Here is a 25,892-nt window from a genome sequence, read left to right on the forward strand (position 1 = left end):
ATGGTGATACTCCGAGCCTAGTCCCTCCCTGCGGGGCTGTCATGATCCCGGTCAAGGCCGGCGCGGTTTCTCCTCGCCGGCCTTCGTCTCCAGGCGACGCAACTGCTGCCAGAGCTCGCCGCGCAGGTCGCTCATGCGGGGCATCTCGTCGTCGCGGAAGGCCAGCGGCCGGGTCAGCCGCTGGGTGCGCAGGCCCAGTCGCGCGCTGAGCAGGCCGACGCCGAGCCCCTGGCCGGCGTGGGTCGAGAGCCGCCCGGCGAGGTTCAACGACAGCACCTGCATGCTCGCCTCGCCGGCCATCTCGGTGGCCCCGGCGAAGGCCATGTTGTGGAGCACGCTCCTCAGCAGCCGCAGCCGACTGGCGTAGCCCAGCTCCAGGCCGTAGAGCCGGCAGAGCCGGTCGATCATCGCCAGGTTGCGCCAGGCGACCAGCGCCATGTCGACCAGGGTCAGGGGGCTGACCGCCACCATCACCGCGGTCTCGCCGGACATCCGCGAGATCAGCCGGCGCGCCTCCCGGTCCCGCGGGGCGAGCAGGTGGTGGGCGAGCAGCTGCTGGATGTCGCGACCGTCGTGGTGGGGCTGACGGGCGGCGACGAAAGCCTGCCAGTGGGGATGGTCGTCGTCGAGGCCGAGGCTGTGGCGCAGCCGTTCGGCCAGCGTCATGCCCGCTTCGGGCCCGGCCTCGGGTAGGGCGGCGAGCTCGCGGCGCAGCCCGTCGTGGCGGCGCAGCCGACGCAGGCGCCACAGTTCGCGGACCAGCGCCGAGCCGCCGAGCCCCAGGGCCAGCAGCAGCAGCAGGCTCCAGGCGCCGGCCAGCCAGTCGCCCCCGAGGCTGGCGGCGTAGAGGGTCTGGCCGGCCTCCACGGCGCCCAGGCCCAGGGTGCCGGCGAGCAGGGCGAGCAGCCCGCGGCGTCGCTTGCGGGGCGGGGCCAGGCTCGCCTCCAGCGCGCGTTCGGTGGGGCCGGATTCGGGCGTGTCGAGCGGCTCGCTGGGCAGGTCGGCGGCGAACTGCTCGCCGGGACGCGGGTCGCGGTGCTCCGCCTCACCGGCGGGGGGCTCCTCGAGGCGGAAGCGCTGTCTCGGGCGCGGATCCGGGTCGCGGGTGTCGCTCATTGCAGCTTGTCTCCGATCAGCCAGTCCAGGGCGGCATCCATGCGGATATGGGGCAGGGCGCCGCCCTCCCGGGGAGCCGGACGGAAGGCGGGGAAGTCGAAGCCCTGGCGGGCCCAGAAAGCGGCGTCGGGCAGCCGGTCCGGCACCTCGCCGGGAAACAGCAGCTGCTCCTCGCCGGAGAGGTCGGTGCCGCGCAGGGCCGGCGAGCGTCGCCCCTGATGGCTCACCTCGCGGCTCTCGGTGGCGCGGATCGCCGCCAGCGACAGGGCGCGGACCGGCACGTCGGCGAAGCGCAGGTCCTTGAGCGGCTCGGCCAGCAGGGCCTCGAGCAGGGCGACCAGGCGGCCGTGCTGTTCCGGGGTGACGTGATCGGCCTTGGTGGCGGCGATGGCCAGGCGGTCGATGCGCGGGGCGAACAGCCGCGACAGCAGGCTGCGCTTGCCGTAGTCGAAGCTCTGCATCAGGTTGGCCAGCGCCCGGGAGAGGTCCTGGAAGCGCTCCGGCCCGGCATTCAGGGCGCCGAGCAGGTCCACCAGCACGATCTGGCGGTCGAAGCGGCGGAAGTGGTCGCGGTAGAAGGGGCGTACGATGTGCTGCTGGTAGTGACGGAAGCGCTTGGCCAGGGTGGCGTAGTTGCTCTCGGGCGGCAGCCTGTCCAGCGCGGCGCGCTCGGCGCCCTCGATGCCCGGCAGGGGAAAGAACTGCAGCACCGGCGCGCCGGCGAGCTCCCCGGGCAGCAGGAAACGCCCCGGCTGCAGGTCGGCGAAGCCGGCCACCCGGGCGGCCCTCAGGCCCTCGGCGTAACCCTCGGCGAGCTCGGCGAGCTGCCCCTCGTCGGCGGCGGCGGCGGGGTCCAGTTCGGCTGCCGCCGCGAGCCAGTCGGTGAACAGGGCGGCGCGCTGGTGGCCGCGTGCCGGCTGCTGGGCCAGGCTCCAGCTCGGGTAGTCGTGCTCGAGCAGCGGCAGGTCGAGCAGCCACTCGCCGGGGTAGTCGAACAGGTCCAGGGCCAGCTCCCGGGTCTCCCCGCCGAGCAGGCCGCGCCTGGTCGGACGGTAGCGGATCGTCAGGCGCAATTCGCTGATGCCGCGGGTCGGCTCCGGCCAGTGCGGCGGGGTGGCGTCGAGCGCCTCCATGGCCTGGTCGTAGGGAAAGCGCGGCACGCCCAGGTCCTGCTGGTTGACCCGGCGAGCGCCGAGCAGGCGACCCTCGCGGGCCACCGGCAGCAGGTCGAGGTGCGCCTCCAGGCCGGCGTGACGGAGCTGGTTGACCAGCGAGGTCAGAAACGCGGTCTTGCCCGAGCGCGACAGGCCGGTGACCGCCAGGCGAAGCTGGCGGTCACGGCCGCGCTCGAGCAGGTCATGGAGTTCGCGAGCCAGGGGCTGGCGCATCGGCAACGGTTCCCTTCGCAGCAGGATCAGCCGCTAATGTGAGGGCGTTGGCCGCGTCTGGCAAGGCGTTGCCAGATCAGCAGGGCGATCGGCAACAGCGCCAGCGGTACCAGCAGGGCATTGAGCAGCGACCAGCCGAGCAGGGTCACCAGGGGGCCGGCCAGCAGGGCGGTGAGGGCCACGGTGGTGAAGACCAGGAATTCGTTGGTGGCCTGGGTGCGCGCCTTCTCGGCCGGGCGGTAGGTCTCGGTGAGCAGGCCGGTGGCGGGCAGGAAGGTGAAGTTCCAGCCCAGGCCGAGCAGGATCAGGGCGGTGTGGAACCCGGCCACGCCGGCCTCGACCTGGGCCACCAGGCCGCACGCCGCGAGCAGCAGGCAGCCGGCGGCGATCATTCGCTGAGGCCCGAAGCGGGCCGTGAGGTGGCCGGTCACGAAGGAGGGCAGGAACATCGCCAGCACATGCCATTGGATGGTGGTGGCGACATGGTCGAAGTGGAACCCCGCCCCGGCCATGGCCAGTGGGGTGGCGGTCATCGCCAGGTTCATCACGCCGTAGCCGATCAGGGCCGAGACCACGGCGAGGATGAACCCCGGTTGGCGCACGATCTCGCCGAGGGGGCGCGGCTGCCCTTCGCCGTGGGTGGCCTCGGGCGGCGGCAGGCGGGTCAGCAGCAGGATGACCAGGGCGACCAGGTAGAGCACGCCGAGCCCCAGGAAGCTGCCGAGGAAGGGCGTAGCGGCCAGTTCGCGGCTGACCCGGGCCAGCCACGGGCCGAAGAAGGCGGCCAGCACGCCGCCGCCCATCACCAGGCCGATGGCGCGGTCGCGCAGGGCCAGGGGGGCGGCCTCCACGGCGGCGAAGCGGTAGAGCTGGCCGAAGCCGATGCCGATGCCGATCAGCCAGGTACCGAGCATGAACAGGCCGAATGACTCACCGATCAACGCCTGGGCGGCCACCGCCACGCCACCGAGCCCCGTCAGGTTGCCGAGAATGAAGCCACGCCGGCGCCCCAGCCGGGCCATGATCAGCGAGGCGGGAATGGTCGCGCACATCAGCCCCAGCCACTGGGTGGCCACCGGCACGGTCGACCAGGCCGGGGCAGGCGCGAGGCTGGCGCCGATCAGCGGCGAGACGGCGATCAACAGGATATTGCCGCTGACCAGCAGGGCCTGGCACAGCGACAGCAGGGAGACGGTAACGGGCATGATGGCAATCCATTGCGAGACGAACCTCAGTGTCGCGCGCCTCGGCCAGGTCGGCAACTGCCTCCCGGTACAACGCAGCCCCGCACGGGGCGGGGCATCGAGGCATCCGCGAGAGCGGTGTCAGGTGCCGGCGAAGGCGGCGTAGATGATGACCACCAGCACCACCAGCACGATGCCGGCGGGCACCGCGCCCTTCCAGGGCGTCAGGTCGACATCGCCGCTGTACTCGTGGACCCAGTCGGTGTCCCGCGGGCGCAGCCTGCCGATGAGCAGCATCAGCGCCACCAGCAGCACGAAGACGCCGGCCACGAAGTGGAACTCGTGGATGATCAGCGGCAGCTTGTCGAATGGCGGCACGAAGTAGCCGGCGGCGATCAGCAGGCAGCCGCCGACCAGCGCGACCTTGGCCGCCATGGGCGGCACGCGCTTGGTCAAGAGACCGACGATCACGACCGCCAGGATCGGGATGAAGTAGATGGCGTTCATCTTCTGCAGGTAGCCGAACAGGCTCTCCTGGCCGGCCAGCAGCGGGGCGATGGTCATGGTGACGAAGGCCATGATCCAGCCGAACACCTTGCCCGACGTCACCACCTGCTCGTCGCTGGCGTCCTTCTTGAGCACACCCTTGTAGATGCCGAGGCTGAAGATGGTGGTGGTGCTGTTGAGCGCCGAGTTGAACGACGACAGGATGGCGCCGACCATCACCGCGGCGAAGAAGCCGGTGAGGTAGGGAGGCAGGACGTTGAACACCAGGTGGCCATAGGCCTCGTCGGCGCGCACGCCCTGGTCGGCGTAGAGGTGGTAGGCGATGATCCCGGGCAGCACCAGATAGAGCGGGCCGAGCAGCTTGAAGAAGCCGGTGAGCAGCACGCCCTTCTGGCCCTCGGCGAGGGTCCTGGCGGCGAAGGTGCGCTGGATGATCTGCTGGTTGGTGGTCCAGTAGAACAGGTTGATCAGGAACACGCCGGTGAACAGGGTGAAGAACGGCACCTGCTGTTCGGCGCCGCCGATCGAGTTGAGCTTGTCCGGATCGCTCTCCTTGAGGATGTTCCAGCCTTCCAGGAGGCCGCCGTCGGCGCTGACCGCCTGCAGGCCGAAGTAGACGATCACGAAGCCGCCGACCAGCAGGCCCACACCGTTGAGGGTGTCGGACACGGCAACGGTGCGCAGGCCACCGAACAGGGCGTAGATGGCGCCGATGATGCCGACGAGCCACACCGTCAGCCACAGCAGGACGGTGGGCGACTGGATGCCGGTCAACCCCTGCAGGTCGAGCATGCCCTGCAGCCCCATGGCGCCGGAGTAGAGGATGATCGGCAGCAGGATCACCGCATAGGCGATCAGGAAGATCACGTTGGTGATCAACTGGGTACCCGCGTCGAAGCGGATCGCCAGCAGCTGCGGCAGGGTGGCGATACCGCTTCTCAGGAAGCGCGGCAGGAAGAACAGCGCCAGCGCCACCAGGGCGATGACCGCCACCACCTCCCAGGCCATCACGGAGAGGCCGTCGCTGAAGGCGGCGCCGTTGAGCCCCACCATCTGCTCGGTGGACAGATTGGTCATCAGCAACGAGCCGGCGATCAGCGGGAAGGTCAGGGTGCGGCCGGCGAGGAAGTAGCCGCTGGTGCTCTCGTGGTCGTCGCGGCGGGTGAGACGCCAGGTGATCAGTGCGACCAGCCCGGTGAAGAACAGGAAGGACGCCAGGGTCAGGGCATGCATAGGGGAGAACCTTGCGGTTGTCGTGGGGGGTCGGCACCCGAGGTGTGCCGCGACATGTCGGTAAATTTACATGGCAGCAAGGGATTCTAGAGAGGATAATCGATTCATCTATTAGGCTTTGGTCGTAGTGTGGTTTCGAGTTTAAGTGATATTACTTTCCGAGTGTCCGGGAGCGCCGTCTTTCAGGCCGTCGCCGCGAGCATCTGGTAGAGCACCGGAAAGGCGGCGATCAAGAAGCCGCCCACGGCGAGCAGGTAGCCGGGCCAGCGATGGCGGGTCCGCTGGACCAGGGTCAGGCCGGCGAGGCACACCACCAGGCCGATCAGGTTGAAGGCGTAGCTGGCGATTTCCAGGTAAAGCTGTAGCGACATGGATGTTCCTCGACGGTCCGCGGGCTCGCGGTGGTGTTCATGCTAGGCTGATGCTATCAGGAGCGGCAGGGCGCTCGCAGTACGCCCGAGCGAGGTGGCAAGCGTGGATGACAGGGAGAACGGCATGGACACAAGGCTGCCGGGGGTGGAGGCGGTGATCGACTTCTGGTTTCACGGGCTCGAGCCGGCCCAGTGGTTCCGCAAGGATCCCGCCCTGGACACGACCATCCGCGAGCGCTTCGGGCCGCTACTCGAGGCCGCCGGCCGCGGCGAGCTGTGGCAGTGGCGGCTCTCGGCGCGGGGCCGACTGGCCGAGGTGATCGTGCTCGACCAGTTCTCGCGCAACATCCATCGCGATACCCCGTCCGCCTTCGCCCGCGATCCCATCGCCCTGGTGCTCGCCCAGGAGGCGGTGGCCAACCGCATCGATCGCCATCTCGAGGTGCCCTGGCGGGCCTTCCTCTACATGCCGTTCATGCACAGCGAATCGTTGTCGATCCATGACGAGGCGCTGGGCCTGTTCGACCAGCCGGGGCTCGAGGAGAACCTGCGCTTCGAGCGACACCATCGTGAGATCATCGAGCGCTTCGGCCGCTACCCGCACCGCAACGCCATCCTCGGGCGCGAGTCGACTCCCGAGGAACTGACCTTCCTCGAGCAACCGGGGTCATCCTTCTGAGTCGGGGAGCCTTTCTTCCGGGCCCCGGCTGGGGCACCATCGGGACCATCCCGACCACATGCAACCTAAGGAGAGCGACATGGGACTGATTGCCTGGCTGATCATCGGTGGTCTGGCCGGCTGGATCGCCGGCCATATCATGCGCGGGGGCGGTTTCGGCATCCTCGGCAATATCGGCGTCGGCGTGGTGGGGGCCGTGATCGGTGGCTTCCTGTTCAGCCTGCTGGGGTTGCAGGCCGGCGGCTTCATCGGTTCGCTGGTCACCGCCGTCGTCGGCGCCGTGGTGCTGTTGTGGGTGATCGCGAAGATCCGGCAGGCCTGAGCCTCGCGGCAGTGCAGGCGACATCGCCCGGCCGGAAACGGCCGGGCGACGTCGTTGTGGCCCCTTACCGGCCTGCCGGCCTGGGCCGGATGCGTCGATAGCGATCGACCCTCCGGTCGAGCCAGGCACCGTCGAGGGAGGTTTGCTCGGCGCGACCGGGCACCTTGATCTCGAGCAGGAAGATGCCGTCGCCCCCGCCGTCTGTCTTGCCGTGGGCGAGGCGGCGGCCGAGCCGCCGGGCGAGGGTGGGGTCGAGGCCCTCGACCCGCCGCCAGGTCAGCCGCAGGGCCTGCCGGTCGAGCAGATACCGGAAACGGGCCGCCTCGGTGAGTACCGAGACGGCGCCATGCGCCAGGCCCTGGGAGAGGCTCTCGAGGGTGCGGTAGGCAGGGGCACCGGCGGCGCGGCAGGCGTGTGCCCCCTCGACGCGGCAGCGCTCCCGTTCGGCGGGATCGTCGGGCCACCGGCCGCCGCGGCGTCGCTCGGGGGTGGCCGGATAGGCCAGGGTGATGGCCAGGCCGGGGGTGCCGTCGGGAAGCGCGATATCCGTCGCCGTGATCGCGCCGTGCGGCAGCTCGGCCTTCAACCAGCGATAGTCGCAGGCCTGCTGAATGGTGGTCCGGGCGTCCTCCAGGGTGTGATGGGCGCTCTGCAGCGAGCGCAGCATGGCAAGGGTGCGGAACATCGGGGCTTCCTGTCGGCGGCCGAGGCATCCGGACCTCGAGCCTGCATCGGGATAGTGGGGCAAGCCTCGTCGTCGGGTCAACGCTCGTCAGACGACGAACCGCCCGGCTGTTGCCAGCCGGGCGGTTCGGGGTCATGCGCCGTCGGTGCCGGGTGGTCCGGTCAGGCGGTGGCGGCGCGCTTGCTGCCGATCAGCTCCTGGAGGGACTCCTCGACGATGGCGAGGCCTTCCTCGAGGATCTCGTCCTCGATGGTGACCGGCATCAGGAAGCGGATGGTGTTGCCGTACAGGCCGCAGGAGAGCAGGATCAGCCCCTTCTCGCGGGCCTTCTTGCACAACGCGCCGGCCAGATCGGCGTCCGGGGCGTGCTTGGCCTTGTCGGCGACCAGGTCGATGGCCGCCATGGCCCCCATGTTGCGGCCGTTGTCGACGCAGTCGAACGTCTGCTGCCACTGGGCGAAGCGCTTGGCGAGCTTGTCGCCCAGCGCCTGGCTCTTCTCCAGGATGCCCTCCTGTTCGAAGACCTCCAGCACCGCCAGGGTGGCCGCACAGGAGACCGGGCTGCCGGTGTAGGTGCCGCCCAGGGAGTTGGGGCCGGAGGCGTCCATGTGCTTGTCGGTACCGACCACCGCCGAGATCGGCATGCCGTCGGCCATGCTCTTGGCCATGGTGATGATGTCTGGCTCGACGCCGCTGTGCTCGATGGCGAACATCTTGCCGGTACGCCCGAAGCCGGACTGCACCTCGTCGACGATCATCAGCATGCCGTGCTCGTCGCAGATCTCGCGGATCGCCTTGAGGAAGCTGGCCGGCGCCGGGTAGAAGCCGCCCTCGCCGAGTACCGGCTCGAGCACGATGGCCGCGGTGTCGCGGGGGTTGGCGTCGGTCTTGAGGGCCATCTTCAGGCCGCGCAGCGCCTCGTCCTCGCTGACCCCGTGGTAGGGGACCGGGTAGGGCGCCCGGAAGACGTTGCCCGGCATGCTGCCGAAGTCGGTGGCGTAGGGGGCGACCTTGCCGTTCATGGCCATGGTCATGAAGGTGCGGCCGTGGTAGCCGCCGTCGAAGCAGATGACGTTGTTCTTGCCGGTGGCCGCGCGGGCGATCTTGACCGCATTCTCCAGCGCCTCGGCACCGGAGTTGGCCAGCATCACCTTGGCATGGCCGCGCACCGGGGTGATCTGGCTGAGCTTCTCGGCCACCTTCACGTAGCCCTCATAGGGCATCACCGTCTGGCAGGTGTGCATGACCTTGTCCAGCTGCGCCTTCACCGCCTCGACCACCTTGGGGTGGCGGTGGCCGATGTTGAGCACGCCGATGCCGCCGGCGAAGTCGATGATGCGATTGCCGTCAGCGTCCCAGAGCAGCGCATTCTCGGCGCGGTCGGCAAACTGGGTGGCCGGACTCGCGGCCCCGTTGGCCACGTAGCGCTGCTTGAGTTCGTTGAGCTGAGCGTTGTTCATGATGCCTCCTTGTAAGAGAGATTGGCGACCGATCAGAGTCCGCCGACACAGACGTATTTTAGTTCAGTGTACTCATCCAGACCGTGGCGCGATCCTTCGCGTCCCAGTCCCGACTCCTTGACGCCGCCGAAGGGGGCCAGCTCGGTGGAGAGGATCCCCTCGTTGACCGCCACCATGCCATACTCCAGGCCCTCCATGACATGCCAGATACGGCGGTAGTCGCGGGCATAAAAGTAGGCCGCCAGGCCGAATTCGGTGGCGTTGGCCATGGCGATCGCCTCGTCGACGGTGTCGAAGCGGAACACCGGTGCGAGCGGCCCGAAGGTCTCTTCCGTGGCCACGCGCATCTCGTCGGTGACGTCGGCGATCACGGTGGGCTGGAAGAAGGTGCCGCCCAGCGCGTGAGGCTCGCCGCCGCAGACCAGGCGGCCGCCCTTGGCCAGGGCGTCGGCGATGTGCGACTGCACCTTGTCCACGGCGGCCTGGTTGATCAGTGGCCCCTGCATCACGCCGTCGTCCAGGCCGTTGCCGACCTTCAGCTCGGCGACGCGACGGGTCAGTTTCTCCAGGAAGGCGTCGTAGACGCCGGCCTGGACCAGCAGGCGGTTGGTGCAGACGCAGGTCTGGCCGGAGTTGCGGTACTTGGAGGCCACCGCGCCCTCCACGGCGGCGTCCAGGTCGGCGTCGTCGAAGACGATGAAGGGGGCATTGCCGCCGAGCTCCATGGAGGCCTTCTTGACCGTGCCGGCACACTGGGCGAGCAGTTTCTTGCCCACCGGGGTGGAGCCGGTGAAGGAGATCTTGCGCACCCGCGGGTCGGTGGTCAGCACCTCGCCGATCTCCGCGGGCTTCGCGGCGGTCACCACGTTGAGCACCCCGGCGGGGAAGCCCGCCTGCTCGGCGAGCCTGGCCAGGGCGAGGGCGGTGAGCGGGGTGGCCTCGGCGGGCTTGATCACCACCGGGCAGCCGGCGGCCAGCGCCGGCGCGCACTTGCGCGTGATCATCGCCAGGGGGAAGTTCCAGGGGGTGATGGCGGCGACCACGCCGATCGGCTCGCGAAAGACCAGGATGCGCTTGTCGGCGCCATGGCTCGGCAGGGTCTCGCCGGCCACGCGCTTGGCTTCCTCGGCGTAGTATTCGACGAAGGAGGCGCCGTAGGCCACCTCGCCGCGAGACTCCGCCAGCGGCTTGCCCTGTTCCAGGGTCATCAGCCGGGCCAGCGCCTCCTGGTGGGCCATGATGGCCTCGAACCAGGCGCGCAGCAGGGCGGCGCGCTCCTTGGCGGTCCGGCGCCGCCAGGCCGGCCAGGCGGCCTCGGCGGCGGCGACCGCCTCGCGGGCGGCATCGCCATCGAGATCCGGGACCTCGGCGAGGGTCTCGCCGCTGGCCGGGTTGGTGACGGTGAAGCGACGTTCGGCGTCGCGCCACTGCCCGGCGATATAGGCCTTGTCGACGATCAGTTCGGTCATGTGCGCCTCCTGTGGGGCGATGGTCATCATGTTGGACGAGTGTGCATTATTTTAAACGCTTCGCCAAGCCCTCCCTCGGTCACACCCCGGCGCGACAGGACATGGGCGACAAGCGACGATTTCCTGATCCCCGACCATCGGCGCGGGCCTGGCTTTCCGCTACACTAGGGCGCCGAATTCCCGGTACGCCCGAGCGTGCCGGCCGTCTTTCCTGGATGTCGAGGTGAGCCTTGGTCGATACCCTGAATGCCTGGTGGGCCCAGCAGCTGGTGCTGTGTGACTGGGCCTTCGATCCGGACCCGCTGTCGGTGGACGCCGAAGCCGCGGTAGCTCGTCTGGCGGTGCTGGGCGTGTCCGATCGTGGCGAGCTCGGCTGGCGTCTGGTCGAGACGATAGGGGGCGGCGGTGCCGCCATCGACCCGGCCCGGATGCTGGCCGGCCTCGAGCTGGTGGCCCTCGCCGGCGGCGCCGGCTGGCTCTCCCAGCCGCGGGCACGGGACTGGGCCCAGCGGCTCGCCGGCGAGATCAGCGCCCACTATTCCAGCCTCGACGTCTGGCTCGAGGCGCTGCGCCGTGTGCGCGGTGCCGAGGGCTGGGTGCGCGGCGACGACGGCTTCAGCGATGCCTGCGAGGCGCTGGCGGTGCTCGAGCACGAGGGCGACGGTATCACCTGGGAGCGACTCGGCGAGTGGCTGGCGATCCACGATCGGCAGCTGGCGCTGTGGCCCGAGGCGCCCGAGGAGCAGGTCTGGCGCCTGCGGGCCGGCTTCTCGCCGGTGGTCGAGCTTCCGGCGGGACGTGCAGACTGGGCCGGCCTGGAGGCCTGGCTGGTGGAGGCCTGGCAGATTCAGGGGCGTGACGATCTGCTGCACGCCCTGCTGTGGCTGGCCGGGCAGGGCGACCGCCAGGGCTGGGACCTGGACGCCAACCGCCTGCTGGCGCTGGACGTCGCCGCTCGGCATGACTGGCTGGAGCGGCTTGACGGCACCGAGCGCGCCTACGGACGCGTACTGCTGGGCTTCGTCGACCATGGCGAGCCCCTGGAGTGGGCCGCCTGGGACTGGCTGCGGCTGGTCGACCTGGCCTGGGCCGGTGCCTGCCTGGGCTGGCTCGACGAGCGGGAGGCGACGGATTTCGCCCTGCACGGCGCCGACCTGGTGCTGCACCGCTACAGCGACTGGGCGGCCCTGGCCCGGGCCTACCAGCGGGGGCGTAGCCTGTTCGAGGGGCGCAACCTGTTGCCGGCCCTGGAGGCCGACTGGAAGCTGCTGCTGCAGTCACCGGTGAGTCCCTGGCACCCGGCGTTGCAGGGCCTGATCGAGTCGTCGCTTCTCGAACGCTCTCGCCGCGCCCTGCGCGACTGGCGCCGTGAACCGCGCCACTGGGTGCTGGCCCTGGCCTCGGTGCGTGAGCCCGAACTCGCCATGCGCCAGGGGCCGGCGGTACCGGTGCTTCCGGCGCGGCGTGACGATGCCGGCCAGTACCTGCGTGACACCCTCGACCTGCATGCCGACGAGGGCGTCGAAGCCCTCGCGCGCTACTGGCTGCCGGCTCAGGCCCACCACCTCAATCAACTCGCCGCCGATGCCGCCCACGGGGCCCTGCCCGGTGCCGAGACCCCCTTCGGCGCCCCGGCGGCGGGCGATCTCGCCCTGCGCGATGGCCTGCGCACGGCGAGCCGGCACTCGGCGACCATTCACATGGCCGAGAAGTACGCCTTCTATCTGCAGATGGCCATGGACAGCGAGGCCTTCGATGCGGCCGGGCTCGAGGTGCTGGCCGAGGCGCTGCGCGGTTCGCTATGCCGCTTCTATCCCGATGCACGCCGGCTGTTGGAGGCCTGGGCAAGCTGGGAGTCGCTGCTGCCCGAGGAGGAGCAGCCGCCCTTGTCCGCCGAGATTCGCTGGCACCTCGAGGATCCCGGCAGTCTCTTCCACTGGCTTGACTGGTGCCCCGGAGAGTGGCAGGAGCCGGGCCGCCGGCCCAGCCTGCCGCACTTCACCGCCATGGCGCTGGTCGGGCCGCTCAACAGCGCCGCCTGGAGCCTGCCGCAGCCGGAGAGCGAGCGCGAGTGCGCCTCGATCCGTGACTGGATCGATGGCCACTACGGCCTGCATGCGGCCACCGAACTCACCGAGTTCCTCGACTTCCTGCTCGAGGTCGGCGATCGCCAGGAGTATCTGGTCAACTACGCCCCTTACACCCTCAACGAGGCCCGTCTGGGCTCGGAGATCGCTACCCTGGAGTCCGGCGAGTGCAGCGAGGAGGAGGCCAGCCACCTGCTGCGGCTGCAGCGGGTACGCGACAACGAGGACGGTTGCAACGATACCGACATGGCGGCCTGGGACATCGCCCAGACCGTCGACCTGGCCATCGCCGGTCGCCAGCTGGGGTGGCTCGATGAGACGGCCTTCACCCGTGTCCTGGAGCGTGCCCATGCCCTCGCCGCGGCTCACTACGCCGGCTGGGAGGAGTACGCCCGGGGCCTGTATGTCGGGTTCTCCTTCTTCATGGGCGAGACGCCGGAGCGCGAGAGTTTCCTGGCCGGTTTCCGCCAGGCGCTGGTGGCCTGGCTGTCCGGGGCGCCGCCGCTGGCCGGGCCCTGGGCGAGCCTCGACTTCCCCGGTGCCCGGCCTCGCCACTGGGCGCCGTTGCACATCGATACGCTGCCGGGGGATACCCGGACGCTCCACTGACCGGGGCCGGGGCCTCTCGCGTGCCGGAAGGCCCGTCGTCGCCACATGGGACTCGCCATCGGCCGGAAGAGTGGTTTATAGTCAACGGGTTTGATGATACGGCTCCTGTTTTCGGGAGCCCCAGCCACTCAGCGAGCCGCAGACAGGCCGCTCTGGCAGTGATACCGACGAGGGTGTCAGGCGTCACTGCCACAGCGACAACCCGGTGGCCCGAGATGCAGCCTGCGAAGTGCTGCCCGGGACGGGTGCGGCTCAGGGAATGAGGTCGTCGCAGGATGGTCGTCACGCGATCGGGTCGTGCCCTGATGGTTATCGTCTCGCTGGCCCTGCTGGCCGGCTGTGCCGCTGCCCCGCGGGAGAGCGCCTCGAAGGCTCCTGACGACTACTTCGCCCGCCAGTTGCCGGGCTTGCCCGGGGGTTGGGATCCGATGATGTCCCCGGTGGACAACCCCCTCAGCCAGGTGCGCAGCCTGCATGCTCCGCCACCGGCACTGGTGCGCCAGGCACTGCTGGCCCAGCACGAACGCTGGGTGGGCACCCCCTACCGCCTGGGCGGCACCTCCCGGCGCGGCATCGACTGTTCGGCGCTGGTCCAGCACGTCTTCAACGACACCTTCCGCCTGGAACTGCCGCGCTCCACGGGCGAGCAGGTGCACCAGGGCACGCCCATCGCGCGCGACGAGTTGCAGGCCGGCGACCTGGTCTTCTTCCGCCCGCCAGGGGCCTATGACCATGTCGGCATCTACGTCGGCGACGGTTACTTCCTGCACGCCTCCACCTCCCAGGGCGTCAAGCTGTCGAGGCTCGAAAACGACTACTGGCGCCGCCACTACTGGCAGGCCCGGCGGGCGCTCGAGCCGACCCAACTGGCGCAGCGGGTCGCCTCGATGGGGGAGGGGTAGGCTGTCCCTCGATAGGGTATCGATTCGATCTGCCCGAACCTGTGGACACTTGTCTATCTGTTCTTCAATCCCTCTACGAAAGAGGTCACTACCCGAGAGGCCAGGGTCTTCGCATCGCCTGGCCCTTTGCCCGCAGGATCGAGAGTGCGGTCGATCAATAACATCGACAAGCCATGAACGAGGGCCCAGGCAGAGATTGCAGTGGTCTCGATTGCTTCCTGATCTGCCTTGCCCTCGTAGCCGAGATGCTGCGCCAGTGCTTCCGAGACCGGGAGAAAGCTTTCGGCCTTGGCTTCGGCAACCTCGGGGTGGGCTTGCCACTCTGTCACACCTGCGCCGAACATCAATCGATAGAGCTGTGGTTGTGCCAGAGCAAAGCGAATATAGTCCAGGCCAAGCGCAATGATGCGCTTCTCCCCCGTATTCTCTGCAGCGGCCGTGGCCCGTTGAGTCCGCACGAGTTCGCGAAAACCGAGCCTGGCTACGGTAGCGAGGAGATCCTCCTTGCTTTCGAAGTGGTTGTAGGGCGCCGTTTGTGAAACGCCGGCTGTGCGGGCCAGGGCTCGAAACGAGATCGCTTCGGGGCCTTCTTTCTCCAGCATTTGCATGGCGGCCGTAATCAGTGCATCTCGCAAATTGCCATGGTGATAATTCCGACGGCGTTGCACCGTTCCCTCTCCTCAATCTTTCTTTATGTTGACGATGTCAATATAGAGACCTAATCTTGACGGTGTCAATATGAGCGGACTGGACGAACGGAGGAAGCACCATGGATTCCAAAGGCGAACCGAGCAATCCAAGCAGACGGTTGGCACTAGGTGCCGTTGGAGGTCTGGCTGTCGGCGCTCTGGCTGGAGCGACAGGCGGCGTTGCCTTGGCGGCATCGGCGACACCGCCAGCACCGACGGTAATCGATGGGCTCAGGCGCTTCGACGGCAAGGTCGTCCTCATCACTGGGGCGACCTCGGGTATCGGCAGGGCAGCGGCCAAGGCGTTTGCTCGAGAGGGCGCGAAGGTGGCGTTCTGTGGTCGCCGTGAACAGCTCGGCCGGGAACTGGAAAGGGAAATCAAGGCCGCAGGTGGGGAGGCCTTGTATGTACAGGCCGATGTCCGCCGCGAAGATCAGGTCGAAAGCTTCGTGCAACGAACCGTGGAGACCTATGGAGCGCTGGACGTGGCGTTCAACAATGCCGGTATCACGCTCGAAAAGCCGATGCACGAATTCGACTCGGCGGAATGGGATGATGTCAGCAACACTAATCTGCGCGGTGTGTTTCTGGCGATGAAATATGAGATCCCTCGGATGCTGGAGAATGGCGGTGGGACGATTCTGGTTACCTCGTCCTCCGCTGCCAATTCGGCATCTGCGGGCAGGAGCGTCTATACGGCCACCAAGGCGGGTCTCGTTGGGCTCGTACGCTCGGCCGCTCTTGACTATGGCGATCAGGGCATCCGAGTGAACGCCATCCTGCCGGGCACGACCGATACGGCGTTGGTGCGTGGAACGGCGGGTATGGAAGACGTTCCTGACGTGGCCTGGCGTATCGGTGCCGGGCAATGGGGCCGCACCAATGTCAAGGGATTGAAGCGGATGGCCACGGTGGAGGAAATCGCTGCCTTTGTCGTGGCCATGGCGTCGCCCGATCTAACCTATTTGACGGGTTCCACTCTGGCCATCGATGGCGGCACGGGAACCGGCTAGATTGCTCGGGCAGGAAGGTGACAACGGCAGGAGTCGCATTCAAAGGATGGCCGCTTGTCCTGGATGCTCAAAGGGCTTCCCGGTGGGAGAGCACGAAGTCGACGAAGGCCTGCTCGGCGCGCGACAGGTAGGCTCCCCGGGCCCAGGCCAGTGACAGGTCGAGCCAGGCCGGCGGGTCGAACGAGACGGCGGCCAGCTCCGGCTCGTCCACCACCCGGCGCAGGAAGGTGGTGATGCCGAAGCCCTGGCGGACGATCGCCTTGGTCAGCGGGATCAGATTCGACTGGAAGGCGACGTCTGCCGTGAGGCCCGTCTGACGCGACAGGGCGTCGACGAACTCGCGATGGAAGTAGCCGTCCTGGAACAGCACCAGCGGCTCGCGGAAGAATGCCTCGGCGGTGACCCCCGCGCGCCCGGCGTAGGGATGCTCCCGTGGCACGCAGACCACCATCTCCTCCCGTACCAGTTGCCGCCGTTCCAGGTGATGGCTCGCCTGGTCGTCGATCACCACCCCGAGATCCAGTTCGCCGTCGGCGATCATGCGTTGCAGGCGTCGGGCACCGGCCTCGACCACGGTCAGGCGAATGCCGGGGTGGCGGGCCTTGAAGCCCATCAGCAGGGGCGGGAAGTAGTAGGAGCCGAGCATCGAGGGAATGCCGATGCGCAGCTCGCCCTTGACCAGGCCATGCAACTCGCGCATGGCCAGGTGGGTGGCGTCGGCCCGCTCGAGCAGTTGCCGGGCGTGCTGGCGCAGGTGTTCTCCTTCCGGCGTCAGGCCGATGCGCCGCTCGTGGCGCTGGAAGAGCGTCAGCTCCAGGCGCTTCTCCAGGTTGGCGATGGTCTGGCTCACCGCCGACTGGGCCACGTGCAGCTCCCGGGCCGCGGCGCTGAAGCCGCCCTGGTCGGCCACGCAGAGGAAGACCCGCAGGGAGCGCAGGTCGAAGGGCAGGCTCATAAGAGAATCCGATGGTTCCTATCTTGATATTCTGTTTGGCTTATCATTGTGCGCGAGCGATCATGCCTTGCCAAGCAGGAGGGCATCATGATCCAAGTGCATTCCCGCGCCTGGTGGCGCGCCACCCTGGCCCTGTGCCTGGGCTCCTTCCTCGTCTTCATCAATCTATATGCGCCCCAGCCGCTGCTGCCGGAGCTGCGCACGGCCTACGGGATCTCCACCCTGATGGCAGGCCTGGTGATGTCGGTCGCGACGCTGGCGCTGGCCGCCTCGCTGCTGGTCTTTGGCCCGCTGTCGGACGCCATCGGCCGCGCCGGCATCATGCGCCTGACGCTGCTGGCGGCGGGGGGGCTTTCGTTGGCCCTGGCCCTGGCACCGAACTTCGAGAGCCTGCTGTTGCTGCGGACCCTGCAGGGGTTCGTGCTGGGCGGGCTGCCGGCGGTGGCCATCGCCTGGATGGGCGACGAGTTCGAGCGCCCGGCGCTGCTCTCGGCGGTGGGCATCTACATCGGCGGCAACACCCTGGGGGGCATCAGCGGCCGGGTCGTCGGCGGGGCCGTGTCCGAAGTGGGTGGCGCCTCGGCCAGCTTCCTGGTGGTGGGAGCCATGACGCTGGCCGGCGTGGCGCTGTTCTGGAAGCTGCTGCCGCCCGCCCGGGCCTTCACCCCGCGCCCCTTCGAACTGCGCGGCGCCCTGGCCGACCTGGCGGGACACCTGCGCCATCCGCTGCTGCTGTCGGCCTACCTGCTCGGCGGGCTCAACTTCCTGATCTTCATCAACCAGTACAGCTACATCACCTTTCGCCTGGCCGAAGCGCCCTTCGGGCTGGGAGCGAGCCTGCTGGGGCTCATCTTCCTCACCTACCTGGGCGGCACCCTGGGGTCGACGCTCTCCGGCCGGCTGGCCCGCTCGCTGTCGCAGCCGGCCTGCATGATGGCGGGCATCCTGATCCTGATGATCGGCACCCTGGTGACCCTGGTCGACTCGCTCTGGCCGATCGTCCTCGGCCTGACCCTCAACGCCTTCGGCTTCTTCCTGGCCCACTCCATGGCCTCGAGCTGGGTGGGGCGCCACGCCGAACGGGCCCGCGGCAGTGCTTCGGCCCTCTACCTGGTGTTCTACTACGGCGGTGCGAGCCTCGGTGGCCTGTGGCTGGAGCCCTTCTGGCGGCTCGCCGCCTGGGAGGGCGTGGTCCTGGGTTCCTGGCTGGTGCTGGTGGTGACGCTGGGCATCGCCGGCTGGTTATGGCGGCATGAGCGCTCAGTGAGCGAGCGACGGGTCGCCGCCTAAGCCTCCCGCCTCTTCGCCCCAGATCTCGTCGAGGCGCGCCTCGCGGCGACAGGCCGACTTGTAGAAGCGATAACGCACCGGGTTCTTGCGATAGTAGCCCTGGTGATACTCCTCGGCCGGGTAGAAGGTCTCGAAGTCGTTGATCTCGGTGGCGATCTCGCGGTCGAAGCGGTCGGCCAGGGCCTCCCGGCTGGCCTCGGCCAGGGTGCGTTCCTCGTCGTTCATGGGGAAGATCGCGCTGCGGTAGGAGGCTCCCGCATCACAGAACTGGCGGTCCACGGCGAAGGGGTCGATATTGCGCCAGAAGACGTGCAGCAATGCCTCGTAGTCGACCACCTCGGGGTCGTACTCCACCTCGACGACCTCGGCATGGCCGGTCCCACCGGCGACCACCTGGTTGTAGCTGGGATTCTCCACATGGCCGCCGCTGAAGCCGGAGGTGGTCGAGAGCACGCCCTCGACCGGGTCGAAGGCTTCCTCCATGCACCAGAAGCAGCCGCCGGCGAAGACGGCGCTGGCGGTCTGCTCCTCGGCGAGGGCCGCTCCGGCCAGGCCGAGCGGGAGGGTCAGCAGGGCGAGCCAGCGGGTAGCGGGAACAGTGAGAACAGGCATGGGGTGGCTCCGGTGGACAGGGGTGGTAGATTGGAGGTTGTCGTACGCCAGGGGTTCCGTACAACCCCTGTTGAATTCTACCCTTGCTGTAAGCTGGCGCGAGTGGCGGCGACACAAGGGCGAACCCGTCCCACGAGACCATTCTCACCAGGAGCCTTCCCTTGACCCGACGTCGCCTGTTGCTCGCGGCCCTGATCGTGATGATCGTCGCGGCCTATTTTCTCAGCGGAGCCGACGAGGCCTTGACCCTGCAGAACCTGCAGGCCGAGCAGTCCCGCTTCCGGGCCTGGCTGGCCGCGGAGCCGCTGACGGTCGCCGGCGGCTTCTTCCTGATCTACGTGGTCATGGCCGCCGTCTCGCTGCCGGGGGCGACTCTGCTCACGGTGCTGGGAGGCGCACTGTTCGGCTTCGGCTGGGGGCTGCTGATCATCTCCTTCGCCAGCACCCTGGGCGCGACCCTGGCGGCCCTGATCGCCCGTACTCTGGCACGGGCACCGCTGGAGCGGCGCTTCGCCCCCCAACTCGCACGCATCAATGCCGGCATCGAGCGCGAGGGGGCCTTCTATCTCTTCACCCTGCGGTTGATCCCGCTGTTCCCCTTCTTCGTGATCAACCTGGTGCTGGGCCTGACCCGCATGCGTCTGTTGACCTTCTACTGGGTCAGCCAGCTTGGCATGTTGCCCGGCACGGCGGTGTACGTGAATGCGGGCCGCGAACTCGGCAATCTCGAGTCGCTCTCGGGCATCCTGTCCCCGGGGCTGATCGGCTCCTTCGTCCTGATCGGGCTCTTCCCCTGGCTGGCACGCGGCTTGGTGGGGCTGGCCAAGCGACGTCGGCTGGCGCGTCGCTATGACCGGCCCACCGCCTTCGACCATGACATCGTGGTGATCGGCGGAGGCTCCGCCGGGCTGGTGGCCAGCTACATCGCCGCCGCCGTCAAGGCGCGGGTGGCGCTGGTGGAGCGCGACCGCCTGGGGGGGGACTGCCTCAATACCGGCTGCGTGCCGTCCAAGGCGCTGATCCGCGCCGCGCGTGCCGCCAGCGAGGTACGCGGGGCATCGCGCTACGGCGTACAGGCCGGTGAGCCGGAGATCGACTTTGCGGCGGTGATGGGGCACGTTCACGGCGCCATCCGCGAGGTGGAGCCCCACGATAGCCGTGAGCGCTACGAAGGGCTGGGCGTGGACGTGATGGCCGGCGACGCCCGCCTCGAGGATCCCTGGCGGGTGAAGGTCTCGACAGGCCAGGGCGAGCGGGTGCTGACCACACGCCATGTGATCATCGCCAGCGGGGCGCGGCCTCGGGTGCCCGACCTGCCGGGCCTCGAGGCGATCGAGGTGCTGACCTCGGATAATCTCTGGCGGCTCGAGGCCCTGCCCGAGCGGCTGGTGGTGCTGGGCGGCGGCCCCATCGGTTGCGAGCTGGGGCAGAGCTTCGCCCGTTTGGGCAGCCGGGTGGAGTTGGTGGAGATGGACGATCAGCTGCTGCCCCGCGAGGACCGGGACGTGGCGGCCGAGGTCGAGGCCCGGCTCGGCGGAGAGGGAGTCGGGGTGCATCTCGCCACCCGGGCACGGCGCGTGGTGACGGTGGACGGCGGCCATGTGCTGGAGGTCGAGCGCCCGGGCGACGATGGCGAGCCGGTGGTCGAGCGGCTGGGCTTCTCGCACCTGCTGGTGGCGGTGGGCAGGCAGGCCAATGTCGCGGGGATGGGGCTCGAGGCGCTCGGCGTGGAGACACGTGAGGACGGTACCCTGGCCGTGGACGAGACCCTGCAGAGCGTGCTGCCCAATGTCTGGGCCTGCGGCGACGTGACGGGCCCCTTCCAGTTGACCCATGCCAGCGCCCATCAGGCCTGGCATGCCACCGTCAATGCCCTGTTCGGTGAGCTCAAGCGCTTTCGGGTCAGCTATCGCGCGCTGCCGGCGGTGACCTTCACCGACCCCGAAGTGGCGCGGGTGGGGCTCAACGAGCGCGAGGCCAGGGAAAGTGACGTGGACGTCGAGGTGACGCGCTATGATCTGCGTGAGTTGGATCGGGCCATCGCCGAGGGCGAGACCGATGGCTTCGTCAAGGTGCTGACGGTGCCTGGCAAGGACAGGATCCTGGGGGCGACCATCGTCGGCCAGGGCGCAGGGGAGATGCTGGCCGAGTTCACCCTGGCCATGACCCACGGCATCGGGCTCAACAAGCTGCTGGGGACCATCCACTCCTATCCGACCCGCAGTGAGGCGGTCAAGGCCACGGCCGGCGTCTGGAAGAACGCCCACAAGCCGGAACGGCTGCTGGGCTGGCTGGCGCGCTACTTTGCCTGGCGGCGCGGGTCGACTCGGGTGGCTGAAAAGAAGACAGTCGACGAGAGCATGAGAAGGAGTTGAAATGCTGGATCGCTGGACGATGCCCCTGACCCAGGCGCCGCTGATCCGGCTGGCTGGCCAAGTACCAGATTCGACCCGATCAGCTGACACTGGCTGCCTTTCTGATCGGCATGTTGGCGCTTCCACTACTGGTCATGGAGTGGTATGCACTGGCGCTGGCGGCGATTCTGCTCAATCGCCTCGGTGATGGGGTGGATGGTGCCCTGGCCCGCCTGATCCAGCAGCCGAGCGACGCTGGTGGATTCCTCGATATCGGCCTGGATTTCGTCTTCTACGCCGCGGTGGTGCTCGGCTTCGCGCTGGCCGACCCGGCGGCCAATGCCCTGGCGGCGGCCTTCCTGCTGTTCGCCTTCATCGGTACCGGTACCTCGTTTCTGGCCTTCGCCATCATGGCCACCCGCCATGGCCTCACGCGACCCCGTTTCCAGCAGAAGGCCTTCTACTACCTGCATGGCCTGACCGAGGGGACCGAGACGATCCTCGCCTTCGTGGCGTTCTGCCTCTGGCCCGGGCATTTCCCGCTGCTCGCGGTGCTGTTCGCCGTGGCCTGCCTGGTTACCACCGCCACCCGGCTCTGGGGCGGGTATCATACCCTGCGGACCCTCGCGGTTTCTCACTGAAAACGGGCGAAGGGGCCCGGAAACGACGAAGGGGCAGCCGGTGGCTGCCCCTTCGCGATCGAACCCGACACGGATCTCAGTGCTCGACGCCGCCGGCGCCATGCACGTGGCCGTGCTCGATCTCTTCCTGGCTGGCCTCGCGAACCTCGGCGATCTCGACGTCGAAGTTCAGGGTCTGGCCGGCCAGCGGATGATTGCCGTCGACGGTGACGGTATCGCCTTCCACCTTGGTCACGGTGACCATCAGCGGGCCGCCCTGGGTCTGGGCCTGGAACTGCATGCCGGGTTCGACGCTTTCGACCCCCTGGAAGGCGTCACGCGGCACTTCCTGCACCAGTTGCGGCTGCTGCTCGCCGTAACCTTCGGCGGGCTGTACGGTGGCGGTGAGCTTGTCGCCGGCGGCGCGACCCTCAAGCTCCTTCTCGAGGCCCGGAATGATGTTGCCGGCGCCGTGGAGGTAAGTCAGCGGCTCGCGGCCTTCCGAGCTGTCCAGCACTTCACCTGCGTCGTTGGTCAGGGTGTAGTGGAACGCGACAACGGAATTCTGCGCAATCTGCATTGATGAACCTTTCGGTGAGTGCATGTAGTCAACATGGTAACGCGCCGGTCGGGGGGCTGTCAGGGGGATGGGCGAATTTCAGGATGCCTGCGTCGATCCTGAGACACATTCACGCCTGTCGGGTCGGCGGCTGGAGGACGCTCGAACGGTTGCGCGCCCCAGTGGGCAGGGATACCCTTGCGTGACACCATTTCCCCACTGCATACACCATCTTCCGGAGAGACCCCATGACCATCGCCATGATCTGGCTGATCGCCTTCGCCGCCATCCTGTTCCTCTGCTTCAGCCGTTGGGAGTCCAGCGTCAGCCCCGGCCTCGACAGGCTGCTTCCGGCGGTAATGAAGACCCATGGCGACAATCGTCTGGTATGGAGCCTGGCCCTGGCGGTATTGGGTGCCACCACTCTGGTGCGTCCGGTGGACATGCTGCTGACCGCGATCGTCATCGTGCTGCTGGTGCTGGTCGGCAGGAAGCTGGCCGGCTGGGCCATGAACAAGGTCGATATGTAAGCAGGGCGGGGCCCGGTGCCCCGATCATCGTGCCAGGCAGAGGGCCCGCGGATGACTCCGCGGGCCCTCTGCTTGTGTGAGGCGTCTCGCCTCGAGCGCCGGGAGGCGATCAGTAGGGGGCCACGCTCAGGTTGGCGCCGCTGCCGATCAGGCGTACGCGCTGGCCGGTCTGGAAGTCACGATCGGCCTTCTGGACCACGACGATGTGCTGGCCGTCGTCGCGGCGGATCTCCATCTCCCAGGCGCGAACCCGGTTGGTGGCGTCCTCGACGCGCGAGCCGGCCACGCCGCCACCGATGGCACCGGCCGCGGTGGCCAGCCGGCGACCGGAACCACCACCGATCTGGTTGCCCAGCAGGCCACCGATCACGGCACCGCCGGCGGTGCCGAGCAGGTTGCCGGTGGGGCTGTCGGCCTGGATCTGCACCTGGCGCAGGGCGGTGATGGTGCCGAAGGTGACCTGCTGGCCGGTCTGGGCCTGACTGCCGCGATAGACATCACCGCCATAGGGGGAGGTGTTGGCACAGCCGGCGAGGGTCAGGACGCCGAGAGCGAGAACGGGAAGAAGACGTTTCATGTGGGACCTCCTGGGGTATTCATTCGGGGCTCTCGTGATGACGGCCCGGTGACATCCTGTCGCGGAATCTTGGCGTTACAGAACGCTGTTTGTTAATTAGTTTACCCAGCCCTGGTGACTTTGACCAGCCACCCGGGGGGCGAGTGCCACCAGTGTAGCGTGTGAGTTGGGCAAATAGTGTGAAAACCACACCGACGCCGGCCGCCACAAAAAAAGGGGAGGCCAAGCCTCCCCAAGGGTTCCAGTCGATCTACCGCGTTCGTGTCGGCTCAGCCGAACTGATTCATGGTGTTGTCCTTGCCACCGGCCTTGAGGGCCGCCTCGCCGTGGAAGAACTCCTTGTGGTCGTCACCGATGTTGGAACCGGCCATGTCCTGGTGCTTGACGGTGGCGATGCCCTCGCGGATCTCGCGACGCTGAACGCCCGCCACGTAGGCCAGCATGCCCTCGTCGCCAAAGTAGCCCTTGGCCAGGTTGTCGGTGGACAGGGCCGCGGTGTGGTAGGTCGGCAGGGTGATCAGGTGGTGGAAGATGCCGGCCTCGCGGGCAGCGTCGCGCTGGAAGTTGCGGGTCCACTCGTCGGCCAGCCGGCCGAGCTCGGTGTCGTCGTAGTCGGCGCTCATCAGGCCGGCACGGTCGTAGGCGGAGACGTCCCTGCCTTCCTGCTCCCAGGCATCGAACACCTGCTGGCGGAAGTTGAGCGTCCAGTTGAAGGAGGGCGAGTTGTTGTAGACCAGCTTGGCGTTGGGCACCACGTCGCGGATGCGGTTGACCATGCTGGCGATCTGGCCGACATGGGGCTTCTCGGTCTCGATCCACAGCAGGTCGGCGCCGTTCTGCAGGCTGGTGATGCAGTCGAGCACCACGCGGTCCTCGCCGGTACCCGGCTTGAACTGATAGAGGCCGGAGGCGAGGCGCTTGACCTTGACCAGCTTGCCGTTCTGCTTGATCACCACGTCGCCGTTGTCGATATCGGAGGCGCTGGTGATCTCGTCGCCGTCGAGGTAGCTGTTGTACTGGTCGCCCAGGTCGCCCGGCTCCTTGGTCACGGCGATCTTCTGGGTCAGGCCGGCCCCCAGGGAGTCAGTGCGGGCGACGATCACGCCGTCCTCCACGCCGAGCTCGAGGAAGGCGTAGCGCACGGCGTTGATCTTGGCGATGAAGTCTTCGTGGGGCACGGTGACCTTGCCGTCCTGGTGGCCGCACTGTTTCTCGTCGGAGACCTGGTTCTCGAGCTGGATGCAACAGGCCCCCGCCTCGATCATCTTCTTGGCCAGCAGGTAGGTGGCCTCGGCGTTGCCGAAGCCGGCGTCGATGTCGGCGATGATCGGCACCACGTGGGTCTCGTGATTGTCGATCCTGGCCTCCAGCTCGGCCGCCTTGGCGCTGTCACCGGCCTCCTGAGCCGCTTCCAGGTCGCGGAACAGGTGGTTGAGTTCCCAGGCATCGGCCTGGCGCAGGAAGGTGTAGAGCTCTTCGATCAGGGCCGGCACCGAGGTCTTCTCGTGCATGGACTGGTCGGGCAGCGGGCCGAATTCCGAGCGCAGGGCGGCGACCATCCAGCCGGAGAGGTAGAGGTAGGAGCGCTTGGTGGTACCGAAGTGCTTCTTGATGGAGATCAGCTTCTGCTGACCGATGAAGCCGTGCCAGCAGCCCAGCGACTGGGTGTACTGGGAGCTGTCGGCGTCGTAGGCGGCCATGTCCTCGCGCATGATCTTCGCGGTGTAGCGGGCGATGTCGAGACCGGTCTGGAAACGGTTCTGGGCCCGCATGCGGGCGGCATGCTCGGGGTTGATGCCCGCCCACTTGCCCTGCTGGGCTTCGCGCAGTTGAGCCAGTGCCTTGATATCGTCTCTGTATGACATGGGGCCATCCTTTTGGTCAGGAATGAATCTCTGGGTGGCGACGCCGTGGCACGGCTGATGTCGTGGCCGCCGGTATCGCCGGCTGCATCATTCGGCAATGCCTTATGCTGCACCTGCGAAGTCTTATCAGGTTCGGCCAGTTGCCAAGGGATGTCTCTACGGCCTTGGTCGAACCCCGGGCGAGGGTCGGATCGTCGTGTCGCCGGTACTACGAGCCGGCCGATGAACGGTCGTTTTACCCTCGCCATGGCCTCCACTATGGCGCCTTGTGACGGGCCTCAGCAATTGACACTTGGGGGTAGGGGGCGTTGTAGTTCGACTACAGGGACGCACCGCGGGGGCGCTTTCCTGTAGTGAATTTCCGTAGAGGAGCGAGGGGGCGGTGGCTCAGCCCCGGAGGGGAAGCTGCATGTTGCGGTGCGGAATTCCGGCGTCGAGGAACTCGTCACCGAAGGCCTGGAAGCCCAGGTTCTCGTAGAAGGCCAGGGCATGGGTCTGGGCGGCCAGCGCCACGCACGGGTGTCCGTGGCGCCGGGCCGCCTCGATGGCGGCCCGCATCAGGGCCGCACCGATGCCGAGCCCGCGGGCCTCGGCGAGCACGGCGACCCGGCCGATATGGGCGTCGGGCAGCAGCCGTGCGGTGCCCACCGGGCGGCCGTCGGCGATGGCCAGGAAGTGCAGGCAGTCGGGGTCGCGGCCGTCCCACTCCTCCTCGAGGGGCACCTGCTGTTCCTCGATGAAGACGGCACGCCGGATCTCGCCGGCCGCTGCCCCGAGGGTAGCCCAGTCACCCTCGCGGATCTCGATCCTCGGCAT

Annotated in this window: 23 protein-coding genes and 1 pseudogene; 9 read left to right on the forward strand and 15 right to left on the reverse strand. The window is 68.0% G+C overall.

What is annotated here, in order from left to right; translation table 11 throughout:
- Window positions 1–51 precede the first annotated feature (51 nt).
- The 5 genes from QLQ85_RS19375 to QLQ85_RS19395 form a co-directional block, all read right to left on the reverse strand.
- On the reverse strand, window positions 52–1,116 hold the full coding sequence (locus tag QLQ85_RS19375) for a TIGR01620 family protein (protein ID WP_282740501.1): 1,065 nt from the start codon (window positions 1,114–1,116) through the stop codon (window positions 52–54).
- Window positions 1,113–2,504, reverse strand: a complete 1,392-nt coding sequence (locus QLQ85_RS19380) for a YcjX family GTP-binding protein (RefSeq protein WP_282740502.1) — start codon at window positions 2,502–2,504, stop codon at window positions 1,113–1,115. The genes QLQ85_RS19375 and QLQ85_RS19380 overlap by 4 nt, the downstream gene beginning before the upstream one ends.
- A gap of 26 nt (window positions 2,505–2,530) precedes the next feature.
- Entirely contained in the window at window positions 2,531–3,709 is a 1,179-nt protein-coding gene (locus QLQ85_RS19385) for an MFS transporter (protein ID WP_282740503.1), read from the reverse strand.
- Window positions 3,710–3,829: 120 nt separating this feature from the next.
- Window positions 3,830–5,428 carry a solute:sodium symporter family transporter gene (locus tag QLQ85_RS19390; protein WP_282740504.1) on the reverse strand — a complete coding sequence of 533 codons (1,599 nt, stop codon included), beginning with the start codon at window positions 5,426–5,428 and terminating at the stop codon, window positions 3,830–3,832.
- A 182-nt stretch (window positions 5,429–5,610) separates the two neighbouring features.
- Entirely contained in the window at window positions 5,611–5,799 is a 189-nt protein-coding gene (locus QLQ85_RS19395) for a hypothetical protein (RefSeq protein ID WP_282740505.1), read from the reverse strand.
- Window positions 5,800–5,923: 124 nt separating this feature from the next.
- Here QLQ85_RS19395 and QLQ85_RS19400 point away from each other — a divergent pair, with 124 nt between their 5' ends.
- Both QLQ85_RS19400 and QLQ85_RS19405 read left to right on the forward strand, forming a co-directional pair.
- Entirely contained in the window at window positions 5,924–6,478 is a 555-nt protein-coding gene (locus QLQ85_RS19400; RefSeq protein ID WP_282721405.1) for a DUF924 family protein, read from the forward strand.
- A gap of 79 nt (window positions 6,479–6,557) precedes the next feature.
- Window positions 6,558–6,800: a GlsB/YeaQ/YmgE family stress response membrane protein gene (locus QLQ85_RS19405; protein ID WP_102627566.1), complete on the forward strand. Its 243-nt coding sequence runs from the start codon at window positions 6,558–6,560 to the stop codon at window positions 6,798–6,800.
- 64 nt (window positions 6,801–6,864) lie between these two features.
- On the opposite strand, the gene QLQ85_RS19410 is transcribed toward QLQ85_RS19405, so the two are convergent.
- From QLQ85_RS19410 to QLQ85_RS19420, 3 genes are all read right to left on the reverse strand, one after another.
- Window positions 6,865–7,485 carry a hypothetical protein gene (locus QLQ85_RS19410; RefSeq protein WP_282740506.1) on the reverse strand — a complete coding sequence of 207 codons (621 nt, stop codon included), beginning with the start codon at window positions 7,483–7,485 and terminating at the stop codon, window positions 6,865–6,867.
- A gap of 161 nt (window positions 7,486–7,646) precedes the next feature.
- Window positions 7,647–8,945: a 4-aminobutyrate--2-oxoglutarate transaminase gene (gene gabT, locus QLQ85_RS19415; protein WP_282740507.1), complete on the reverse strand. Its 1,299-nt coding sequence runs from the start codon at window positions 8,943–8,945 to the stop codon at window positions 7,647–7,649.
- A gap of 32 nt (window positions 8,946–8,977) precedes the next feature.
- Entirely contained in the window at window positions 8,978–10,414 is a 1,437-nt protein-coding gene (locus QLQ85_RS19420) for an NAD-dependent succinate-semialdehyde dehydrogenase (protein WP_282740508.1), read from the reverse strand.
- 230 nt (window positions 10,415–10,644) lie between these two features.
- Here QLQ85_RS19420 and QLQ85_RS19425 point away from each other — a divergent pair, with 230 nt between their 5' ends.
- Entirely contained in the window at window positions 10,645–13,110 is a 2,466-nt protein-coding gene (locus tag QLQ85_RS19425) for a YbeU/YbeR family protein (protein WP_282740509.1), read from the forward strand.
- Between the two features lie 275 nt (window positions 13,111–13,385).
- Window positions 13,386–14,012 (forward strand): C40 family peptidase, encoded by a 627-nt coding sequence (locus QLQ85_RS19430; protein WP_282740510.1) that lies wholly within the window; start codon window positions 13,386–13,388, stop codon window positions 14,010–14,012.
- A gap of 53 nt (window positions 14,013–14,065) precedes the next feature.
- Here QLQ85_RS19430 and QLQ85_RS19435 read toward each other — a convergent pair whose 3' ends face one another.
- The gene (locus QLQ85_RS19435) at window positions 14,066–14,680 is read right to left on the reverse strand and encodes a TetR/AcrR family transcriptional regulator (protein ID WP_282740511.1); all 615 of its coding nucleotides are present in this window, start codon (window positions 14,678–14,680) and stop codon (window positions 14,066–14,068) included.
- A gap of 101 nt (window positions 14,681–14,781) precedes the next feature.
- Between QLQ85_RS19435 and QLQ85_RS19440 the strand changes: the two genes are divergently transcribed.
- Window positions 14,782–15,714: an SDR family oxidoreductase gene (locus tag QLQ85_RS19440; protein WP_282740512.1), complete on the forward strand. Its 933-nt coding sequence runs from the start codon at window positions 14,782–14,784 to the stop codon at window positions 15,712–15,714.
- 67 nt (window positions 15,715–15,781) lie between these two features.
- On the opposite strand, the gene QLQ85_RS19445 is transcribed toward QLQ85_RS19440, so the two are convergent.
- Entirely contained in the window at window positions 15,782–16,669 is an 888-nt protein-coding gene (locus QLQ85_RS19445) for a LysR family transcriptional regulator (RefSeq protein WP_282740513.1), read from the reverse strand.
- 87 nt (window positions 16,670–16,756) lie between these two features.
- Between QLQ85_RS19445 and QLQ85_RS19450 the strand changes: the two genes are divergently transcribed.
- A complete protein-coding gene (locus QLQ85_RS19450) occupies window positions 16,757–17,959 on the forward strand; it encodes an MFS transporter (RefSeq protein ID WP_282740514.1) in 1,203 nt (400 codons plus the stop codon).
- Here QLQ85_RS19450 and msrA read toward each other — a convergent pair.
- On the reverse strand, window positions 17,930–18,571 hold the full coding sequence (gene msrA / locus QLQ85_RS19455) for a peptide-methionine (S)-S-oxide reductase MsrA (RefSeq protein WP_282740515.1): 642 nt from the start codon (window positions 18,569–18,571) through the stop codon (window positions 17,930–17,932). The two genes, QLQ85_RS19450 and msrA, sit on opposite strands and share 30 nt — an antisense overlap.
- A 161-nt stretch (window positions 18,572–18,732) precedes the next feature.
- Here msrA and QLQ85_RS19460 point away from each other — a divergent pair, with 161 nt between their 5' ends.
- Entirely contained in the window at window positions 18,733–20,946 is a 2,214-nt protein-coding gene (locus tag QLQ85_RS19460; protein ID WP_282740516.1) for an FAD-dependent oxidoreductase, read from the forward strand.
- Between the two features lies 1 nt (window position 20,947).
- A pseudogene (locus tag QLQ85_RS19465) lies at window positions 20,948–21,566 on the forward strand (CDP-alcohol phosphatidyltransferase family protein).
- 76 nt (window positions 21,567–21,642) lie between these two features.
- Here the strand turns inward: QLQ85_RS19465 and QLQ85_RS19470 are convergent.
- On the reverse strand, window positions 21,643–22,125 hold the full coding sequence (locus tag QLQ85_RS19470; RefSeq protein WP_282740517.1) for an FKBP-type peptidyl-prolyl cis-trans isomerase: 483 nt from the start codon (window positions 22,123–22,125) through the stop codon (window positions 21,643–21,645).
- A 227-nt stretch (window positions 22,126–22,352) separates the two neighbouring features.
- On the opposite strand from QLQ85_RS19470, the gene QLQ85_RS19475 reads away from it, so the two are divergent.
- Window positions 22,353–22,634, forward strand: a complete 282-nt coding sequence (locus QLQ85_RS19475; protein WP_282740518.1) for a hypothetical protein — start codon at window positions 22,353–22,355, stop codon at window positions 22,632–22,634.
- 109 nt (window positions 22,635–22,743) lie between these two features.
- On the opposite strand, the gene QLQ85_RS19480 is transcribed toward QLQ85_RS19475, so the two are convergent.
- The 3 genes from QLQ85_RS19480 to QLQ85_RS19490 all read right to left on the reverse strand — a co-directional run bounded on the left by QLQ85_RS19480 (window position 22,744) and on the right by QLQ85_RS19490 (window position 25,892).
- Entirely contained in the window at window positions 22,744–23,211 is a 468-nt protein-coding gene (locus QLQ85_RS19480; RefSeq protein ID WP_282721418.1) for an outer membrane lipoprotein, read from the reverse strand.
- Window positions 23,212–23,480: 269 nt separating this feature from the next.
- A complete protein-coding gene (locus tag QLQ85_RS19485) occupies window positions 23,481–25,076 on the reverse strand; it encodes an isocitrate lyase (RefSeq protein WP_282740519.1) in 1,596 nt (531 codons plus the stop codon).
- 387 nt (window positions 25,077–25,463) lie between these two features.
- Window positions 25,464–25,892 (reverse strand): GNAT family N-acetyltransferase, encoded by a 429-nt coding sequence (locus QLQ85_RS19490; RefSeq protein ID WP_282740520.1) that lies wholly within the window; start codon window positions 25,890–25,892, stop codon window positions 25,464–25,466.

The organism is Halomonas kalidii, assembly GCF_030010475.1.
Classification (GTDB): domain Bacteria; phylum Pseudomonadota; class Gammaproteobacteria; order Pseudomonadales; family Halomonadaceae; genus Halomonas; species Halomonas heilongjiangensis.

Excerpts from the sequence above, each read along its gene's own strand:
- QLQ85_RS19430 (WP_282740510.1), top strand. The coding sequence starts at position 13,386 with ATGGTCGTCACGCGATCGGGTCGTGCCCTGATGGTTATCGTCTCGCTG.
- QLQ85_RS19445 (WP_282740513.1), bottom strand. The coding sequence starts at position 16,669 with ATGAGCCTGCCCTTCGACCTGCGCTCCCTGCGGGTCTTCCTCTGCGTG.
- QLQ85_RS19485 (WP_282740519.1), bottom strand. The coding sequence starts at position 25,076 with ATGTCATACAGAGACGATATCAAGGCACTGGCTCAACTGCGCGAAGCC.
- QLQ85_RS19420 (WP_282740508.1), bottom strand. The coding sequence starts at position 10,414 with ATGACCGAACTGATCGTCGACAAGGCCTATATCGCCGGGCAGTGGCGC.
- QLQ85_RS19450 (WP_282740514.1), top strand. The coding sequence starts at position 16,757 with ATGATCCAAGTGCATTCCCGCGCCTGGTGGCGCGCCACCCTGGCCCTG.
- msrA (WP_282740515.1), bottom strand. The coding sequence starts at position 18,571 with ATGCCTGTTCTCACTGTTCCCGCTACCCGCTGGCTCGCCCTGCTGACC.
- QLQ85_RS19405 (WP_102627566.1), top strand. The coding sequence starts at position 6,558 with ATGGGACTGATTGCCTGGCTGATCATCGGTGGTCTGGCCGGCTGGATC.
- QLQ85_RS19480 (WP_282721418.1), bottom strand. The coding sequence starts at position 23,211 with ATGAAACGTCTTCTTCCCGTTCTCGCTCTCGGCGTCCTGACCCTCGCC.
- QLQ85_RS19385 (WP_282740503.1), bottom strand. The coding sequence starts at position 3,709 with ATGCCCGTTACCGTCTCCCTGCTGTCGCTGTGCCAGGCCCTGCTGGTC.
- QLQ85_RS19395 (WP_282740505.1), bottom strand. The coding sequence starts at position 5,799 with ATGTCGCTACAGCTTTACCTGGAAATCGCCAGCTACGCCTTCAACCTG.
- QLQ85_RS19400 (WP_282721405.1), top strand. The coding sequence starts at position 5,924 with ATGGACACAAGGCTGCCGGGGGTGGAGGCGGTGATCGACTTCTGGTTT.
- gabT (WP_282740507.1), bottom strand. The coding sequence starts at position 8,945 with ATGAACAACGCTCAGCTCAACGAACTCAAGCAGCGCTACGTGGCCAAC.
- QLQ85_RS19475 (WP_282740518.1), top strand. The coding sequence starts at position 22,353 with ATGACCATCGCCATGATCTGGCTGATCGCCTTCGCCGCCATCCTGTTC.
- QLQ85_RS19470 (WP_282740517.1), bottom strand. The coding sequence starts at position 22,125 with ATGCAGATTGCGCAGAATTCCGTTGTCGCGTTCCACTACACCCTGACC.
- QLQ85_RS19410 (WP_282740506.1), bottom strand. The coding sequence starts at position 7,485 with ATGTTCCGCACCCTTGCCATGCTGCGCTCGCTGCAGAGCGCCCATCAC.
- QLQ85_RS19490 (WP_282740520.1), bottom strand. The coding sequence starts at position 25,892 with ATGCCGAGGATCGAGATCCGCGAGGGTGACTGGGCTACCCTCGGGGCA.
- QLQ85_RS19375 (WP_282740501.1), bottom strand. The coding sequence starts at position 1,116 with ATGAGCGACACCCGCGACCCGGATCCGCGCCCGAGACAGCGCTTCCGC.
- QLQ85_RS19440 (WP_282740512.1), top strand. The coding sequence starts at position 14,782 with ATGGATTCCAAAGGCGAACCGAGCAATCCAAGCAGACGGTTGGCACTA.
- QLQ85_RS19390 (WP_282740504.1), bottom strand. The coding sequence starts at position 5,428 with ATGCATGCCCTGACCCTGGCGTCCTTCCTGTTCTTCACCGGGCTGGTC.
- QLQ85_RS19380 (WP_282740502.1), bottom strand. The coding sequence starts at position 2,504 with ATGCGCCAGCCCCTGGCTCGCGAACTCCATGACCTGCTCGAGCGCGGC.